Below are 15,783 nucleotides of genomic sequence, written 5' to 3'. Positions count from 1 at the left end.
TCCTAGAACATCCATGCTGGGAGTCACACCCACGACTGGACTTCGCGGATGCCTGACCTGAAGAAAGTCATTCTTTGCCTGGGAGCGCTCCTCCTCGTGGGGTGCGCCAGCGGCCGCGACACCACGCCTTCGAATGCGGACCACCGGCTGCTGGCGCTCGCGACGGACGGCGAGCCCACCGCGACGGTGGCCCTCAACCTGCGGCTGCTGAAGACCGCGAGCGCGGATCCCACCTGGAAGGACGCGGTCGAGTCCGCGGAGCAGCACCTGTTGAAGCTGGGGAACATCCCGCCCCGGCACCGGGCCCTCGTCCTGGACACGTTCTCGTCGTTCGCCGCGGGCCTGATGCAGACCCCTGGCGGAACGGCACCCTTCCGAGTGTTCGCCTCCCATGGCCCGGAGGACGCGGCGCTGGAGGTCCTCCAGACGGCGCGGATCATCGAAGCCACGAAAGACGGCGACTACGTCCTCATCGACCCGGAGACGTGTGAGCGCGCGGGCCCCTTGCGGCTGCTCAAGACGAAGCAGCTCCTCGCGTTCGTGCCTCCGGCGCTCGCGGCGGACGTGTCGGCACGGCTCGCCCGCGAGCCCGGCCAGAAGATGGAGCCGCTGTTCATCGCCCAGGGGGGCGTCGAGGTGGGGCCGGTCCTGGAGCCGTTCGTCCCCGGCCTCCTGATGCTGGCCATCCAGCAGTTCCAGGCGACGGATGCGGCCCGGCGAATCTCCTTCACCGCGCGAGCGGATGCGAGCGGTGCCATCCGGGCGGACGTGGAGTTCGCCGGGCCCCACCCCGAACGCATCCAGGCGCTCTGGGAGCGAGTGACCACCAGCGAGTCAGCGCTGCGGACCGTGGTGGCCTCCTCCACGAAGCTCCAGGCCGGCAAGGACGTCCTGCGCATCACCTTCGACGTGAACGCCCTGCGCGCGCAGTCCGCCATGCTCCGGCGGGCCTTCTCTCCCTTCAGCGACGAGCCTCTGCCCTCGGAGAACCTGGAGGACCTGCGCGAGGGCGCGGTGCTTTCGCCCGAGAACGTGGTGTCCTACCCGGAGACGCTGACGCCCGAGTCCTTCCTCGCCCTCTCCGGTGACGACTGCAGCCCCTGGAAGGGTGATGCCTTGGACGAGACGAAGAAGCTGCGCCTCGCGTTCACGTCCCTGCGAGCCTCGTTCATCACTCCCGAGGCCGACCACCTCCAACTGACCGCCCGTGTCTGCCAGCCCCGCGACTACGTTCCGGTCCTCGCGCGACGCAAGCTGATGGAGCTGCGCGTCCAGCAACCGGAGCTCCACCGCCCCCTGTGTGGCCCGCTGGCCGCGAGCCCGGACGGGATGAAGGTCGGGGAGGACTTCTCGGGTGAGAACGCCTCTCGCGGTCAGGTGGCGTCCCACCACGCCCAGTTCGCGCTCAAGCCCGGCGTGGACGCCCAGACGCTGCCGGCCATCTCGGGTTCAGTCACCGTGCATGTGCCTACGCGAATCCGGAGCATCCGCCTGCCCTTCGCCGCGCCCTTTAACCGGGCGGAGCAGACCTTTCCCGACGGGAAGCTGTTCGTGGAGGGACTGCGCATCCACCTGGGCACCCTGACCTTCCAACTGGGGAGCGAAGGCACGCCGCCGACAGTGCTGGCGGTGCGGGCCCTGAACGCGGAGGGGAAGTACCTCAGGACCGAGGCACGCCCGGGCCTCACCATGGTCCTGTCGCTCCCCCTCTTCGGCGTGCTGTCTCCCGACGCGCCACTGTTCACCGTGGAAGGAAGGCCCGCGCAGATAGAGCTCGTCCTGGTGGACGCGACCACGCCGTACACCCGGCCCTTCACGCTCACGCCGCCCTTCCCCTCCGGGAACGCCGCGGCCAGGGACGCCGAGGCGCTTCCGCTCGCGATGATCGATCAAACCCTGTTCGAGCAGCACCTCATGTCCCCGGAGTCGGTCGCGAGGAGGACCGCGTCGTTCAGTGGCGCAGTGAAGAAGGACGCGCTCCCCGCGGCGCTCCCGCCGAACGCCCCTGCCTCGCCCTTCCACGCCTGGCTGGTGACCGACGGTGTCTTCCGCGGAGACGTCGAGTTCTCCTGGCCGGACGACGTGCAGAAGTCCTTCGCGCAGGCGGATCCCCCCGTCACGCTGGAGCTGCTCGAAGCGGACTTCGCGGACGGGACGCGCCTGCGCGCGGCGGACATCGAGGCGGTGGATGAGGAGGACCAGTACGTCTGGCACAACGGCTATGGCCAGCAGCTCAAATGGAGCACCACGTTCTCGCCCGGGCGGAGCTGGAGCTTCACGCACAGGGGCTACATCCCCCACCAGCTCGAGCGGGTCCCCCTGACGAGGCTCAAGGGGCAGCTCTCCTTCGCCCTGCCGGAGAAGTGGGTCGCGTCATCCCCCACGGCCCTGAGCCTGCATACAGAGGCCCGGCTGGAAGGGGGCCGCTTCAAGGTCGAGATCATCGAGCCGGGCCGCATCCGCATCCAGAGTCACGACACGGGCCAGGAGGGTTTCTCCGCGGTATTCGACGACGCCAAGAACCGCCCGGTTGACGCGGTCCTGACGAAGCGGACGGACTTCGATGACGCGACCTTCATGCTCGACTTCGAGACCCAAAAACCCGCGCACCGCTGGCGGATGATCCAATCCCAGGGCGCCCCCAAGACGTATGCCTATCCGTTCGAAATCCTCGCCCAGGCGCCCGTGGCCCCCACCGCGCCCAAGCCCGTCCCCGCCCGGAAGGCCGGGCCCACGCGGAAGGCCAGCCCCACCCGGAAGAAGTGAGCGGGGCCGGAACGGACGAAGGCCCTACTTCGCCGCCACCTGACGGCCCGGAGGCTGGGCCACCGGGCGCTGCGGCAGGGCCTTCGCGGACGCCTGTGCGTTGACCACTGCGTCCGCGGTGGGCGCCACGCTGGTGTCCTGGAGCGGGTTGCCCTGGCTGTCCGTGTAGACGCCATCCGAGAAGGGGCCCACGTAGAGCTGGGGCGTGGCGGGCAGCGCCTGGGTGAGCACGGTGAGGTAGTTGTCCATCTCGTGCCGGATGGTCGCCTCCTGCGTGCTGGTGTCGTTCAGCGTGTTGTAGAAGAGCACGTCGAACTCCACACCGACCTGCGTGTAGTTGGGCGCCAGCCACGACGGCGGCAGAGTGGGCACCACGTCGTACTGGTTGACCACGCGCACCGTCGCCGGACTCGTGACGTATCGGGCGTAGGCCGTCCCCCATGAATCCGCGAGCCCGGCCTTCGGCGCCGCGAACGTGACGGTCGTCACGCTCAGCGACGGCTGGCTCACCGCCAGGTCCAACGCCAGCAACTCCGCCAGGCCTCCGCCCAGGCTGTGGCCCGTCACGTAGAGCGTCTGGATGTTGTTCGCCTTCAGCCACGAGAACACCTGCGCCTGCATCGACTGGGGCACGGAGGTGCTCGTGCCGGTGTAGATGCCCCAGAACCCGCCATGCACCTGCGGCACCGGCGACAGGGACATCCCGGAGTACGGCGCGAAGGACGTGGTGGAGTACTGCTCGTCCGCGCTCGTGTCCGCCGACGTCACGGTCCCGCGCAGCGCCAGCATCACCGTGGTCGAATCCGCGTCGGAGCTGAACCACAGGCCGAACGCCTCCGCGACGCCGCCCTTCTGAGGCACCCACGCCGTCAGGGTGTCCGCCTGCGTCCAGCCCGAGGGCACGGAGTACTCCTTGCCATTGAAGGCGGCGTAGGCCGCGACCACGCCCTGCCCCATGCCCAGCACCTGGGTCGCGTCCAGCACGGGCTCGGGTGGCGTGGCATGCAGGCTCGGCTGCGGACGGACGGCGGCAACGGTCGAGGTCGTCATGTTCGGATCCAGGAAGGTGTGGCGGGTGGAACGGGGCGACGCCTGTCGCCATCCGTTGCCAGGCACCGATTGCAGCGCCCATGCCGCACGCGGCGTCCCCCGGAGGCCCTCGCGGCAAGGGGGTTCACGCGCGCCTTCGACGCGTCGGTCGACGCGACGCCCGACACAAAGCCGCCCCTGGTGACTGGAAACATCAACGCCTGACGGCAGTCACCAGGCGCAAGCCCAGGAGCCGGGGCTGTGCCTCATGCACTCCCAGCAAGATCAACGGCTTGCGCGTGCCCTGAGGGGTCCGAGGCGTTGGCATGCCCGCTGCTATGGGTGTCCTCGTCGCTGAAAGCAACACTCCCTCCCCTTCCAGAAAAGAGACACGTCATGGCCATCCGCTCCGCCGGTCGCTCCACCCCCTCCATCCCGTCCACCGCCTCCAAGCCCACCACCTCCCCCACCCAGCCGTCCGCGACCTCCAAGCCGACCACCCCGACGCAGCCGTCCGCCACCTCCAAGCCCACCACGCCCAACCAGCCGTCCTCCCTCTCCAAGCCCAACACGCCCGACCTGCCGTCCTCCGTCTCCAAGCCCACCACGCCGAGCCTTCCGGGCGCCGCGGATGCCTCCCCCTTCGGGAAGGTGGGCGGCAAGATGTCCGACAAGCTGTCGAGCCTGAAGCAGGACGGCTTCGACGCGGCTGGCAGCCTCGGCGGAAAGGCCGCGAAGCTGGGCGAGCTGCTGGAGGGCGCCGCCTCCGTGCTGAGCAGCATCGCGCAGCTGGTGCAGGGCATCACGCAGGGCGTGCAGGGTGTCGCTGAGGGCGTGCAGGGCGTCGCGGGCGCGGTGGGTGGCGCCGCGGGCGCGGTGGGTGGCGCCGTGGGCGCGGTGGGTGGCGCCGTGGGCGCGGTGGGCGGCGCGGTCGGTGCGGTGAGCGACGTCGCGACCAGCGTGCTGTCTCTGGCCCAGGGGCCGCAGCAGGACCCGACGGCCGGCATGAGCCAGGTCCCGACGATGGAGTAGTCCGCCGCGCAGCCTGACGCGGTGATGAAAAAAGGGGTGACGGCGATGAGCCGTCACCCCTTTTTCGTGTCGTCACGAACGTCCAGCCGCCGCGCTACTCGATGGTGGCGACCTTGTCGTCCTTGCCGAACTTCACCCGCACCTTGGACGTCTTCGACTTCCAGTAGGTCCAGGTGCTGGACTGGAACGACGGCGTCTCATGCGCGGGCGGAGGGCCCCACGCCATGCGCACGGCCTCGCGGCTCATGCCGGGCTCCACTTCCGACGCGGAGACCTTCTTGCGGTCATCCACCGACAGCGCCTCCAGCTTCGCGGCCTGGTCGTCCGGCGCGAACGAAGCCTGGAACAGCTTCCAGGTCTCCGAACCCGAGCGCGAGTCGTTCGTGAACTCGAGCTCCGCGCCGGTCTCCACGACCTTGAACTTCACGGAGGACGAACCCTTGTCCAGCACCTCCACCTTCGCGTTGAACGGGATGATGGGGCCCTTGAGGTAGTTCACCCAGGACACGGTGCCGTCCTCGAAATGGAAGTTCGCGGTCGCGTGGTAGTAGGCCTTCTCCACCACGGGCGCGGGGGCCGGGGCGGCCGCGGGCTCGTCGCCCACGCGCACGACCTTGCCATCCGGGCCGAACTCCACCTCGAACGTGGAGAACTTCGAGTTCCAGTACGTCCAGCGGGTGCTCTGGAGCGAAGGCGTGCGGTGCGGCGGCGGCGGCCCGGCCGTCAGCAGCACGGCCTCTCGCGACATGCCCCGGGCCAGCTCACCAGCGCGGACCTGCTTCTGCTCCTCGGGCGTCAGCGCGGCGATGCGCGAGGCCGGGTCCTGCTCGGCGAAGAAGCCGGCGAACAGCACGTTGATGGGCTTGCCCAGGCTCCGGTGCGTCACGAACCGGAACTCGGCGCCGGACTCGATGACCTTGCAGCGGACCTCGTCGTTGTCCCGCTCGAGGACAGCGACCTTCGCCCCCACGGGGATGGCCGCGCCCTTGCCGCGGTAGTTCACCGCGGAGAGCTGGTTCTTGTTCAGAAGGAAGTTGGCCTGGGCATACAGCACCTCGGCCTGGGCCCCCATCGCCGTCAGCAACCCCAGCGCGAACACGGCGCTGAGAACATTCTTTCGATACACGCGAAAACCCCCTCGGGTCAGGCAACGGCGTGCTTCTAGTGGCGTCGCACGCACGGCCGCAAGGGGGTTCGCGCCGCGCTCCTCCGGCCCTACGCCCCCAGCATGCCAATCACTTCCGACGACGGCATGGGGCGCGAGAACATGGGGAAGTCATACTTGAGCGCGTTGCGGTGCTCCTCCGCCGAGGTGGCGGCGGCGCAGTCCGTGAGGGTGATGACGTCGAAGCCGTGCTCGTACGCGGTGCGCATGGTCGACTCGACACAGCAGTTGGTGAGGAAGCCGCCCATCACCACCGTCTTGATGCCCTTGCTGCGCAGGATGAAGTCCAGGTTGGTGCTGGCGAAGGTGTCCAGGCCACGCTTGCCTTCCACCACGATGTCGCCCTTCTGCGGCGCCAGCGCGTCGATGATCTGCGCCCCCCAACTGCCCTTCACGAACGCCTTCCCGTCCACCACGCCCTTCAGGATGCCGTAGGGGTGCCGGGTCAGCTCGCCGTACCCTTCCGCGAAGGTGATGGGCACGTGCATCACCGTCACGCCCTTCGCCCGGGCGGCCTTCACCACCGCGAGGGTGTTCTCCAGCATCTTCGTTTCGGCCATCACGCCCTTCACGGCCGGGTGCAGGACGCCGCCTTCGGTGGCGAACTCGTTCTGGTACTCAATCAACAACACGGCGGTGGTTGAAGGGTCGAGCAACATGGCGGACTCCGAGGCAAGGGGACCGGACCATTCCGGACGCCCGCCATGTTTGTCAGTCATTCCAACAGGCCGTCAAGCCATCCCCTGGCTCAGGCCGCGGCGCGAGCGCCGTCCCAGTCCTCCACTTCGTAGAGGAACTTCGTGCCGCCCTTGAGCTTGCGGTTGGCGGACGTGCTCTGGACGAAGACGACGTACTTCTCCAGGCTCGCGGGCCGGATGCGCACCGTCTCCCCGGGCGGCAGGCCGAGCATCTCCCGCGCGCGCTCGCCGCTGTAGAGGTCGCCGGACTTGCGGTCCATCAGCACCACCTCCTTGCGGCCCTGGATGGTCTCCGTCTTGGTGAACTCGTAGAAGCCACGCCCCGTCTTGAAGCCCAGGCCGTTCTCCGTCACGAACTCCTTGATGGCGCTGTCCCCTTCCACCTCCAGCACCTGGAAGCGCCCCGACGGCACCGCGCGCAGGTCCGTCTCACCGAAGAGCGTGGACGCGGTCCGCTTGAGCATCGTGTTGAACATCGCGTTCAGGCCGCGGTTCATGCGGCCCTCGCGGGACACCTCCGCTTCGTATGCCTGGAGTTGAGAGTCCGAGGACTGCTTGTAGCAGACGGCCAGCAGCATGTCGGTGATGTGTGAGAACTGATCCAGGCTCAGGTGGAAGCCGCCCGACTTCTCCGCCAGCTCCTTGTAGAACGACGTCGCGTGACGGCGGTTCAGCGCCTGGACGCCATACACAGGCACGCCCTGCTCCCCCAGCGCGGCCACCTCCTTGCGCCAGTCCAGCTTCTTGGGGTTGTGCTGGGGCGGGTGCGGCACGTCGTCCCCAATGAGCACGAACGCCTTCGTGTAGCCCTCCGTCCAGGACAGGCTCCGGGCCTCATGCAGCACCAATTCGTAGCACTCCGGCGCGTCACCGCCGCCCGTCTGGCCCACCTTCTCCACGAAGCGGGTGATGGCCTTGGCGTCGTCCGTGAGGTCCAACGCCTTGGTCACGTAGGTGGACTTCGCGTCACAGTAATCGCCGTGCGCGATGATGCCGATGCGGATGCCAGGGATCTCCTTCGTCAGCCGGGCCACGGCGGCCCCCAGCTTCTTCCGCACCTGCGCGAGACACGGATACATGCTGCCCGTGGTGTCAAAGCTGAAGACGACCTCAACGCGGTTATCAATCACAGAACTCGCCATGACGTGTTCCCCCTCGTTCGTTTCTCGCTGCGACAGGAGGAACAGTACTCGCGGGGTCTGACATGAAAGGGGGCTCCGGGGCGTCGTTTTCCGGGCGGCCTCGTACCGCCGTGCGTTGCCAGGAAGGGGCCCTCGTTTCGTAGTGTCCTGGCAGGGCGTGACGCCCGGACACCACCCAGGGGGGACCATGAGGAACATCGGCATCATCGGAGCGGGCCAGGCGGGTCTGCAGCTCGGCTTCGGCCTGTTGGAGAAGGGCTACGCGGTCACCGTCTACTCGGACCGCACGCCCGAGCAGATCTTCAACGCCCGGCTCGCCGCGACCACCTACCTCTTCGGCCGCGCACACCGGTACGAGCAGGAGCTGGGGCTCGATTTCTGGACGGGCCCGGGGGAGTCCGCCCGGGGCGGGGACCTGGACGTCTGCGCGGCGCCGGGTCAGCGGGCGCTCCGAGTCCAGGGGCGCATCCTGAATCCAGGCAAGTCCCTGGACCTGCGGGCGAAGTACTCCCGCTGGCTCGCGGAGTTCGAGCGGCGCGGCGGCACCGTGGTGGTGCGGGACGTGGACGTGGAAGCGCTGGAGGCGCTCGCGCCCGGGCATGACCTGGTGGTGGTGACGACGGGCCGCAACAGCTTCACGCGGCTGTTCGAGCGGGACGCCGAGCGCAGCGTCCACACGCAGCCGCAACGGAACCTGGTGGCAATGATTGTCACCGGCATGAAGCCGCTGCACGAGACGCCCTACCCCGCGCTCAAGTTCATCCTGACGGCGGGCCACGGCGAGTACTTCGCCATGCCGTACTTCGACCGCATCCGGGGCCCGCTGAACGGCATCCTGCTGGAGGCCATCCCCGGCCAGGGGTTGGACCGCTTCGGCGGCGTGAGCACAGCAAGGGAGGCGATGGAGCGGATGAAGCAGGTGCTGCGGGACTTCTCACCGTGGGTAGCGGAGCGGCTGGAGGGCGCCAGCATCGTGGACGAGTCCTCCTGGCTCACCGGCGCGTTCACGCCCACGGTGCGCAAACCGGTGGGGCGGCTGCCCTCGGGACGCACGGTGATGGGGATGGGGGATGTCGTCATGCTCAACGACCCCATCGCGGGCCAGGGGCTCAACAGCGCGTCGAAGCAGGCGCATGCGATGACCCAGGCCATCCTCGCGCACGGCGACCAGCCCTTCACGCCAGACTGGATGGAGCAGACCTTCGAGCACTTCTGGCGGACGGAGGGCCAGTTCATCACCGCGTTCACCAACCTGCTGCTCCAGCCGCCTCCGCCGCACGTGCTGCGCTACCTGGGAGCCGCCTCGGCGATGTCCCCCCTGGCCGACACGTTCTTCGACAACTTCGGAGAGCCGCAGCGCTTCTGGCCTTGGATTGTCAGTCCTGCGGAGACCGAGGCGCGCATCCAGCAGGCGGCCGCCGCGTAGCGGCTGTAAGTCTTTGTCATTCCCACCCGGCCGGTCCTTCACCTCCGGTCCGGGTGGCTGAATCCTCTCAGTCCCGAGACCTGGGGGGAACATGACGATTCAGCTCGGGTTCATCGACCAGAGTGATGGCGCCAACCTCCGGACGCTTCCCGCGGAGATGAAGGGCTCCACATGCCTGACGCCAGCGCCCCTGCCTCCGGGCACGCGGGTGAGCGTCATCCGGGACCATGCCCAGGCACCTGGATGGTCCTACGTCTCCACCGTGGTGGGGGGATACCTGCTGCAAGGCTACGTGCAGACCTTGCGCATCGCGACCCAACTGCCGGAGCCCGCGGCGACGCTCTATCAGGTCCGTCCAGGGGACCGCCTGGAGCCCATCGCCGCGCGCATCTACCGGCAGGCCATCCAGCCGGGACGGGACCTGCGCTTCTACGAGAATGTCATTCATCACGTGAACGTGAAGAGTGGCCGCAAGGGGGTCCAGCGCATCGACGGTGACGTGCGGCTGGTCGCGGGCGAGCGCATCTGGCTGGTGAGCATCGCCTTCGCCAACCAGCTCCAGGGAATCGTGTCGAGCGGCTCCATCACCCACGAGGCGATGGCCAAGGCACGCAAGGCCGCCCGGCACCTGGAGGACGTCATCACCTCCGTGAGGCAGGCGGATCAGTACTTCGGAGAGGTCACCGGGCAGTACGGCAAGGCCATCCTGGACAACTGGCTGGCGATCTCCGCGATGGTGGTGGGCTTCATCGCCGCGGAGGCGCTGTCCACCTTCCTGGCGGCGACGCCCACCGGCGTAGGACAGCTCGCGGCGGCACTCATCCAGCTGGGCCTGGCGGCGTTCGGAGCCCATGGCCTCATCGAGGCCGGAGGGGAGGCCCTGAAGCACGCGCAGCTGTGGCTCACCCAGGCCTGGGAGGCCAACGGCTCACCGGAGAAGCTCAAGGAGGCGAGCAAGTCCTTCCTCCGGATGCTGGTGAGCATCGCGATGGCGGCGCTGGCGCTGATGGGCGTGAAGACCAACGCGGGACGTGGGCTCAAGCTGATGACGTCCGTGAGAATCACCCCACCCCGCATCTACATGATGGCGGCGGCGGGTCCCGGCGGAGCCTACGCGGGCGTCCCCGTGTTCCAGCCGGGATCCATCACCGCCGCCCCCGCCATCCCGCTTCCCTTCAATCCCTGGGGAGCCGGCACGCCGCTGCTGTCGAAGGCGGTCACGGAAGGCGGGACATCAAAGCCGGACCCCGAGCCCAGCCTGACCGAGCGCATGCTCAGTGACGCCGAGTTGGAGAAGCTGCTGGAGAAGCTCCCCAACTGGGACAAGCTCAAGGACTTCGTCGGACGCCGCATCCCTCAGGAAGGAACGCCGGAGTTCAATGCATTCAAGCAGGAGCTCCAGGCTGCCGGATACCGCCTGGAGAAGTTGAACACGGGCTCCCAGCCCTATCGGCTGAGCCGTCCGCACGGAAAGGCCCTGGGCGACGAGTACGGAGCGCTCACGGTGACCGACGATGGATTGGTGGTGCTCAAGGTCGGCAAGGGGACGCCCCGCCTCAGCGTCTTCACCCGCTACCGGAAGAACTACCTGGACTGGGTGGAGAAGACCCAGGGTCCGGCGGCACGGGCGGCGGCGGAGGTCCGGATCTCCGCCGGTCATCCCATGCACCACCTCATCCCAGACGGGGTCGCCCAGAAACACCCACTGACCCGCATGGCCATGGAGCGGCTCAAGGGCTACACGATTGACCAGGGGTCGAACATCCTCGACATGCATTCCGGGCTCAACGTGGAGGGCCAGCTCATCCACTCGGGCAGCCACCCGCGCTACAGCAAGTTCGTGGAGACCCAGCTTGATGGTGCCTTGAGGAATCTGTCCAAAAGAGGCTCCCCCTCCAGTTGGACACCCAAGGTCATCGAGGAGGCCATCCTCAAGGTCGAGCACGAACTGCGCCAGGCCATCCAATCCGGGAGCCTGAAGGAGCCGGTCATCAAGGTGATCCAGGAGCAGCGCGGCGGTAGGGTGCTCACGGGGAAGAAATTGGCCTTGCTGGAGCTGTCCTCCCACGGGGAGTCACACGCCACATGATGTATGCATTGACGGCTGATACCGCCCATATCGAGGAAGAAGATGTCCATGACGCCACGCTCATCGAGTTCGACGATTTCGAGTCCGTGACGTTCTTCGAACCGGGCATCGACTACCAGCGCCAGCAGGGCGCGCCCGGAGTCATGGAGTTCGTCGGCAACCTGGAGAGCGCCGCCCGGCTCGACCATCTGTTCACCGCTCCCATGGGGTGGTTGCTGCTCTCCCGGCGCATGGTGCGTGTGCTTGAGGGAGTTGGCCCGTTCCGCCATCGTCTCATCCCCGCGGTCATCTACTCGGAACGCATCCGGCACCTCGTCCAAAGCGGATACCCCCGGAGGAGGACCTGGTACCCGGTAAAGGACCCTGCGCTGAAGAACGAGGACTTCGTCATCCTCCAGTTGCTGGAGCAAACCGACTGCCTTGACCGGGAGCGAACCCTCGTGAAGGGAGTTCCCTTCCACCGGTGCGGAGAAGAATTCCTGGGCCAGGAACAAGCCGAGCCGCTCGTGCTCCGCCCCCCCCCCGGAGGCTTCCCGCCCGTGTTCTTCGTCCCCGAGCTGCTCTACTACTGCTACACCGAGGAGGCACGGCAGGCGTGTGAGCAGGCGGGACTGAAGGGCCTGTGGTGGCGCCCCCAGCCATGAGCCCGGACGCGCCCGGGGCTGACTTGGGGCGCGAGTCCGTCCCCCTTTAGGATGACGTCCCCATGGGGACGCAATATGAGTGGTGAGGGCTCGAAGCCCGTCGCGGCGGTGCTGCTGGGGCTGACGAACTTCCGGCTGGGCCGCATCCTGCTGTGGACCACGACAGTGTTCCTGGGGCTGCTGGCGCTTGTGCCGGGCCCTGACAGTGGGCTCTTGTGGCACATGGCCGCCATTCTGGGCGTGCTCGCGCTGATTGGAACCGGCACCGCGTGGTGGAAGGAGCGCCAGAGCGCCCGGTCAGGTCCCATTCCATGGCTGCTGCCCCGGCTGGCCGTGGGCGCCGTGCTCTTCGGCTCCGCCGCGCTCCTGATGTGGTGGCGGCGCCGGCGCGAGCTGAAGGCCAGCGAGCCGGTATCGCCGCCCTCCGCGGAACAGGTGGACCGGTGGGCTGCCGCCGAGCTGGAGCGCTCGTCATGAGCCACGCGGCATTGAAGCAACAAGACGCGGCACCGCTCGAAGTGCCTCCGCGTGAGTCCATGGGAGGCATGGCCCGCGCGGGCTTGCGGAGCCTCCTCTCGATGGTGCCCGCGCTGCTGGGCTCCGGCGTGATGGGCGCGCTGAAGGGCTTCTTCCTCTTCGGGTGCTTCGGCCTGGTGCTGGCAGGCGTCTTCGTGCTCGCGCCGCGTTGGACGGGCGCGACACCAACGCCCTCCTGGCTGAACTACCTGAGCTTCGTGCTCACACCCCTGCCCCTGGCTCTGGCTGGGGGCTACGTCTGGATGCTCCACGGGGTCAGCTCACGGCTCGCGAGCGAGGTCCGCGCGCGAGGGTTGATGGGCTATGCGTACGCCATCCTCAAGCCCGCGACGATGCAGGTCGCCCGGCGGTTGCGCGGGGCCAGCACGCCCAGCCGCGCGGAACTCACCCGGGCCATCGAGGAGTCGGTGGCGGAGCGCATGCGGGAGCCCGAGGAGGAGCGCGAATCCGCGGCCTCCCGCGCCGGATGGCTGGAGGGCTTCCTCATGGACCAGTCCCGCCGGGTGCTGGGGCTCATCGCCCTGCGCGCGGTGCTGACGTCGTCGGACGTGCCTTCCGCCGTGCGGGAACTGGAGATGTTGGCCATCGATCGATTGGAGGGAGTGTTGGAGGAGACGCTGGAGGACCTCTTCTTCCTCCAGATGGTGCTCACACTCTGCGCGGGCATTCTTGTCGCCTCGCTGCCCACGTTCCTGCTCCTCTTCCTGCCCCGCTGAGCGGAGACCCGCCGGCCTCTGCTAGCCTCCTGCCGTCCCACCAGGGTGGGACAGGAGGCGACGCCGGGATGGACTCACTGGACGCGCGCATGGAGCGGCTGGAAGGCCGGCTCCGACGGTGGCAGGGCCTCACTCTCGCGGCCGTCGTGCTGGCCGGGGTGGGACTGGGAACCGCGGCCCTGCGTGACGAAGCGCAGCAGCCTCATTCGGGAGAGCTGGTCGCCTCGCGACTGGTGCTCAAGGACGCCAGGGGCCGCACACGGGCCAGCCTGGATGCGAACCGCCATGGCGGCGCGTCGCTGGTGCTGAACGACAGCGAAGGCCGTCCCCGGGCGCTGCTGGGCGTGGGCGAGGACGACTCGCCCCGGCTGCGCTTCTCCACGGCGGAAGGCGAGTCACTGGCGGAGCTGATGGTGTTCTCCGACGAGGCGCCGCGCCTGACGCTGTCCAAGTCCGGAGGCGCGGAGCTGTTCTCCGTGGGACTCCAGGTGGACGGCTCGTCGCGACTGGAGCTGGCGGACGTGACGGGACGCCCCCGCGCCATCCTGGGCGCGGACGAAGAGGGCTCGCCCGGCCTGCTCCTGGTGGACCGTCGCGGCCAGGCCCGCGTGGAGCTGCGAGTGGGCAGCACGGACGAGGCCAGCCTCGTGCTGGAAGGCCGCAACGGCCAGGTGTTCCGAGCGCCCGGCGTGCAGTGACGCCGCGTCGTCATTTCCGTGAGCCGTGCGGCGACATCACCGGGAGGGAGACCCACCGGTGACGGCGCCCACGGACCGCATCCTGTTGATCCTGGACCTGGATGAGACCCTGGTCCACGCAAGCGAGAAGCCCCTGGCCCGGGAGGCGGACTTCCAGGCCCTGGGCTATTTCGTCCACGTGCGTCCGCACCTGGAGCCATTCCTGCGGGAGTGCGCCTCTCGCTTCCGGCTCGCCATCTGGTCTGCGGGGGCTGACAAGTACGTGGCGGAACTCGTGAAGCGGCTTGTCCCGCCGGAGCTCGAGCTGGACTTCGTCTGGGGGCGGAGCCGGTGCACGTATGGGCTCGACCGGGCCGGCGTCCAGCGGGACGGGTTTCTCGACCTGGATGCGCACTACGGCTGGGTCAAGAAGCTGCGCAAGCTGAAGCGGCGGGGCTACCGGCTGGAGCGCGTCCTGATTGTCGATGACACGCCGGCCAGGTGCATCCACAACCACGGCAACGCCATCTACGTGCGCGAATACGAGGGCGAGGCGCACGACACGGAGCTGCTCGACCTGGGTCGGTATCTGAAGACGCTCGCGGACGTGGACAACGTCCGGTGCATCGAGAAGCGGAACTGGCGGAAGCAGCTCTGTCAGGACGGATTGTCTGCTGCGTCCCTCATCCCCGAGAAAGGAGTGTGACGCCCATGACGAAGCGCGACGAGCCGAACCCCAACCGCCCCACCGACATGGAGCCCACTCCAGACAGCTTGGAACTGGCCATTGCCTCGTTCCACGGCTGTCCGCCCGGTACCTGACCCACGCCGCCACCCGGTAACACCGGGACGGGCATGGACAGAGGCCGGGCTCCCGAGGGGGGACCCGGCCTCAGTCATGTCCGGGTCCTCCCTCGAGGACTCAAACCCATCGGGATGTAGCTCAGTCTGGTCAAGAGCGTGCGCCTCGGGCGCGCAAGGTCGCTGGTTCGAATCCAGTCATCCCGACTTCACATCCAAGACAGCTCACGCCGGGTTGGCCCAATCGGTAGAGGCGCCGCGCTCAAAACGCGGAGGTTGCGGGTTCGAATCCCGCCTTCGGCACTATTTTCCCCTGTCGTTACGATCATTTCCTTGATCACCGGACGTCCCCGGGGCCACGTCCGACCGCGCAGACGACCTTGGTGCCGCCCGCCTCGATGGCGCCGACGAGAACCTCCTGCCGCTCCTGGCTCACGGCGAATCCTCCACTTCAGGAGGTGGATGCCGTGGGCGGGGTGGGTGTCGTGGTCGTGGGCACCTCCCACACCTGCTGGAGCAGCGCGAGCAGGCCCGGGTCGGGCTTGCCCAGCTCTTCACATGTGAAGAGATAGAAGTCGTTGCGGCCGAAGAGCGCCTCCGAGTTCTCCGCGAAGTACTCCCCCACGTCCGTCGTGGCATAGGCACGCTCGAACGTGTGGGGCCGCCCGGGCCTACGCGAGCGATCCACGCAGTCGTAGCTCTTGCTTGCCATCGCGCGCTCATAGACAGCCGCGAGGCCGGCGTGCTCCCAGCCGAGCACCTGGTCATCATAGGCGTGGCTGAGCTCGTGGAGCACGAACACGGGCATCCGCTTGGATTCCTTCTCGAAGATGAAGACGTTTGAGAACTCGACGCTCTTCAACTCGGAAAGAGGGTACGTCGCCCTCGGCTCCTCGTTGGGATAGGGCGGCGACAGCCACAGCGTCACCTTGCGGAACTGAGCCACGGGGCCCGCGGGGACGATCCGGACGACATCAAGATCGACGAAGACGTCAACACGGGCATCCTGGGCGGCTCGGTGGCGGGCGTGGTGCGCCTCACCGAGCAACCGAAGCCCGGGG

General features: G+C 68.0%; 14 protein-coding genes and 2 tRNA genes. 11 read left to right on the top strand and 5 right to left on the bottom strand.

All coding sequences use genetic code 11. From position 1 onward, the window contains the following. Window positions 1-48 precede the first annotated feature (48 nt). Window positions 49-2,766, top strand: coding sequence for a hypothetical protein (locus tag D7Y04_RS07200; protein ID WP_121758718.1), 2,718 nt, complete (start codon window positions 49-51; stop codon window positions 2,764-2,766). Between the two features lie 24 nt (window positions 2,767-2,790). Here the strand turns inward: D7Y04_RS07200 and D7Y04_RS07195 are convergent, their stop codons facing one another. Further along, window positions 2,791-3,816, bottom strand: coding sequence for a lipase family protein (locus D7Y04_RS07195; RefSeq protein ID WP_121758717.1), 1,026 nt, complete (start codon window positions 3,814-3,816; stop codon window positions 2,791-2,793). A gap of 375 nt (window positions 3,817-4,191) precedes the next feature. Between D7Y04_RS07195 and D7Y04_RS44365 the strand changes: the two genes are divergently transcribed. Continuing rightward, on the top strand, window positions 4,192-4,827 hold the full coding sequence (locus D7Y04_RS44365; protein ID WP_158627454.1) for a hypothetical protein: 636 nt from the start codon (window positions 4,192-4,194) through the stop codon (window positions 4,825-4,827). Between the two features lie 94 nt (window positions 4,828-4,921). Here the strand turns inward: D7Y04_RS44365 and D7Y04_RS07185 are convergent, their stop codons facing one another. The 3 genes from D7Y04_RS07185 to D7Y04_RS07175 all read right to left on the bottom strand — a co-directional run bounded on the left by D7Y04_RS07185 (window position 4,922) and on the right by D7Y04_RS07175 (window position 7,832). Further along, window positions 4,922-5,953, bottom strand: coding sequence for a hypothetical protein (locus D7Y04_RS07185; RefSeq protein WP_120599825.1), 1,032 nt, complete (start codon window positions 5,951-5,953; stop codon window positions 4,922-4,924). A gap of 89 nt (window positions 5,954-6,042) precedes the next feature. Continuing rightward, entirely contained in the window at window positions 6,043-6,651 is a 609-nt protein-coding gene (locus tag D7Y04_RS07180) for an isochorismatase family cysteine hydrolase (RefSeq protein ID WP_120599824.1), read from the bottom strand. 89 nt (window positions 6,652-6,740) lie between these two features. After that, on the bottom strand, window positions 6,741-7,832 hold the full coding sequence (locus D7Y04_RS07175; RefSeq protein WP_120599823.1) for a vWA domain-containing protein: 1,092 nt from the start codon (window positions 7,830-7,832) through the stop codon (window positions 6,741-6,743). 187 nt (window positions 7,833-8,019) lie between these two features. On the opposite strand from D7Y04_RS07175, the gene D7Y04_RS07170 reads away from it, so the two are divergent. The 9 genes from D7Y04_RS07170 to D7Y04_RS07120 all read left to right on the top strand — a co-directional run bounded on the left by D7Y04_RS07170 (window position 8,020) and on the right by D7Y04_RS07120 (window position 15,025). After that, a complete protein-coding gene (locus D7Y04_RS07170; RefSeq protein ID WP_120599822.1) occupies window positions 8,020-9,258 on the top strand; it encodes a styrene monooxygenase/indole monooxygenase family protein in 1,239 nt (412 codons plus the stop codon). Window positions 9,259-9,349: 91 nt separating this feature from the next. Then, window positions 9,350-11,347 carry an AHH domain-containing protein gene (locus D7Y04_RS45080; protein ID WP_199749629.1) on the top strand — a complete coding sequence of 666 codons (1,998 nt, stop codon included), beginning with the start codon at window positions 9,350-9,352 and terminating at the stop codon, window positions 11,345-11,347. Further along, window positions 11,347-11,991, top strand: a complete 645-nt coding sequence (locus D7Y04_RS45075; protein WP_233601369.1) for a hypothetical protein — start codon at window positions 11,347-11,349, stop codon at window positions 11,989-11,991. The genes D7Y04_RS45080 and D7Y04_RS45075 overlap by 1 nt, the downstream gene beginning before the upstream one ends. Before the next feature lie 75 nt (window positions 11,992-12,066). Then, window positions 12,067-12,468 (top strand): hypothetical protein, encoded by a 402-nt coding sequence (locus tag D7Y04_RS07145; protein WP_120596510.1) that lies wholly within the window; start codon window positions 12,067-12,069, stop codon window positions 12,466-12,468. Continuing rightward, a complete protein-coding gene (locus D7Y04_RS07140; protein WP_121758715.1) occupies window positions 12,465-13,244 on the top strand; it encodes a hypothetical protein in 780 nt (259 codons plus the stop codon). Before D7Y04_RS07145 ends, D7Y04_RS07140 begins: the two co-directional genes overlap by 4 nt. Before the next feature lie 68 nt (window positions 13,245-13,312). Then, window positions 13,313-13,942 (top strand): hypothetical protein, encoded by a 630-nt coding sequence (locus tag D7Y04_RS07135; RefSeq protein ID WP_121758714.1) that lies wholly within the window; start codon window positions 13,313-13,315, stop codon window positions 13,940-13,942. A gap of 58 nt (window positions 13,943-14,000) precedes the next feature. Then, window positions 14,001-14,627, top strand: coding sequence for an NIF family HAD-type phosphatase (locus D7Y04_RS07130; RefSeq protein WP_121758713.1), 627 nt, complete (start codon window positions 14,001-14,003; stop codon window positions 14,625-14,627). A gap of 226 nt (window positions 14,628-14,853) precedes the next feature. Continuing rightward, window positions 14,854-14,929: transfer RNA gene (locus tag D7Y04_RS07125), tRNA-Pro, on the top strand. Window positions 14,930-14,951: 22 nt separating this feature from the next. Further along, window positions 14,952-15,025 (top strand) — tRNA-Leu (locus tag D7Y04_RS07120). A gap of 148 nt (window positions 15,026-15,173) precedes the next feature. Here D7Y04_RS07120 and D7Y04_RS07115 read toward each other — a convergent pair. Further along, window positions 15,174-15,668: a hypothetical protein gene (locus D7Y04_RS07115; protein ID WP_121758712.1), complete on the bottom strand. Its 495-nt coding sequence runs from the start codon at window positions 15,666-15,668 to the stop codon at window positions 15,174-15,176. Window positions 15,669-15,783 lie beyond the last annotated feature (115 nt).

It is taken from the genome of Corallococcus sp. AB038B, from assembly GCF_003668955.1.
Classification (GTDB): domain Bacteria; phylum Myxococcota; class Myxococcia; order Myxococcales; family Myxococcaceae; genus Corallococcus; species Corallococcus exiguus.
Note: the sequence above shows the minus strand (reverse complement) of the source record. Positions and strands in the feature narration are given on the sequence as shown.

Bases quoted from the DNA above. Each gene is read 5' to 3' on its own strand.
- D7Y04_RS07200 (WP_121758718.1), top strand. From the start codon at position 49: ATGCCTGACCTGAAGAAAGTCATTCTTTGCCTGGGAGCGCTCCTCCTC.
- D7Y04_RS07195 (WP_121758717.1), bottom strand. From the start codon at position 3,816: ATGACGACCTCGACCGTTGCCGCCGTCCGTCCGCAGCCGAGCCTGCAT.
- D7Y04_RS44365 (WP_158627454.1), top strand. From the start codon at position 4,192: ATGGCCATCCGCTCCGCCGGTCGCTCCACCCCCTCCATCCCGTCCACC.
- D7Y04_RS07180 (WP_120599824.1), bottom strand. From the start codon at position 6,651: ATGTTGCTCGACCCTTCAACCACCGCCGTGTTGTTGATTGAGTACCAG.
- D7Y04_RS07175 (WP_120599823.1), bottom strand. From the start codon at position 7,832: ATGGCGAGTTCTGTGATTGATAACCGCGTTGAGGTCGTCTTCAGCTTT.
- D7Y04_RS07170 (WP_120599822.1), top strand. From the start codon at position 8,020: ATGAGGAACATCGGCATCATCGGAGCGGGCCAGGCGGGTCTGCAGCTC.
- D7Y04_RS45080 (WP_199749629.1), top strand. From the start codon at position 9,350: ATGACGATTCAGCTCGGGTTCATCGACCAGAGTGATGGCGCCAACCTC.
- D7Y04_RS45075 (WP_233601369.1), top strand. From the start codon at position 11,347: ATGTATGCATTGACGGCTGATACCGCCCATATCGAGGAAGAAGATGTC.
- D7Y04_RS07145 (WP_120596510.1), top strand. From the start codon at position 12,067: ATGAGTGGTGAGGGCTCGAAGCCCGTCGCGGCGGTGCTGCTGGGGCTG.
- D7Y04_RS07140 (WP_121758715.1), top strand. From the start codon at position 12,465: ATGAGCCACGCGGCATTGAAGCAACAAGACGCGGCACCGCTCGAAGTG.
- D7Y04_RS07135 (WP_121758714.1), top strand. From the start codon at position 13,313: ATGGACTCACTGGACGCGCGCATGGAGCGGCTGGAAGGCCGGCTCCGA.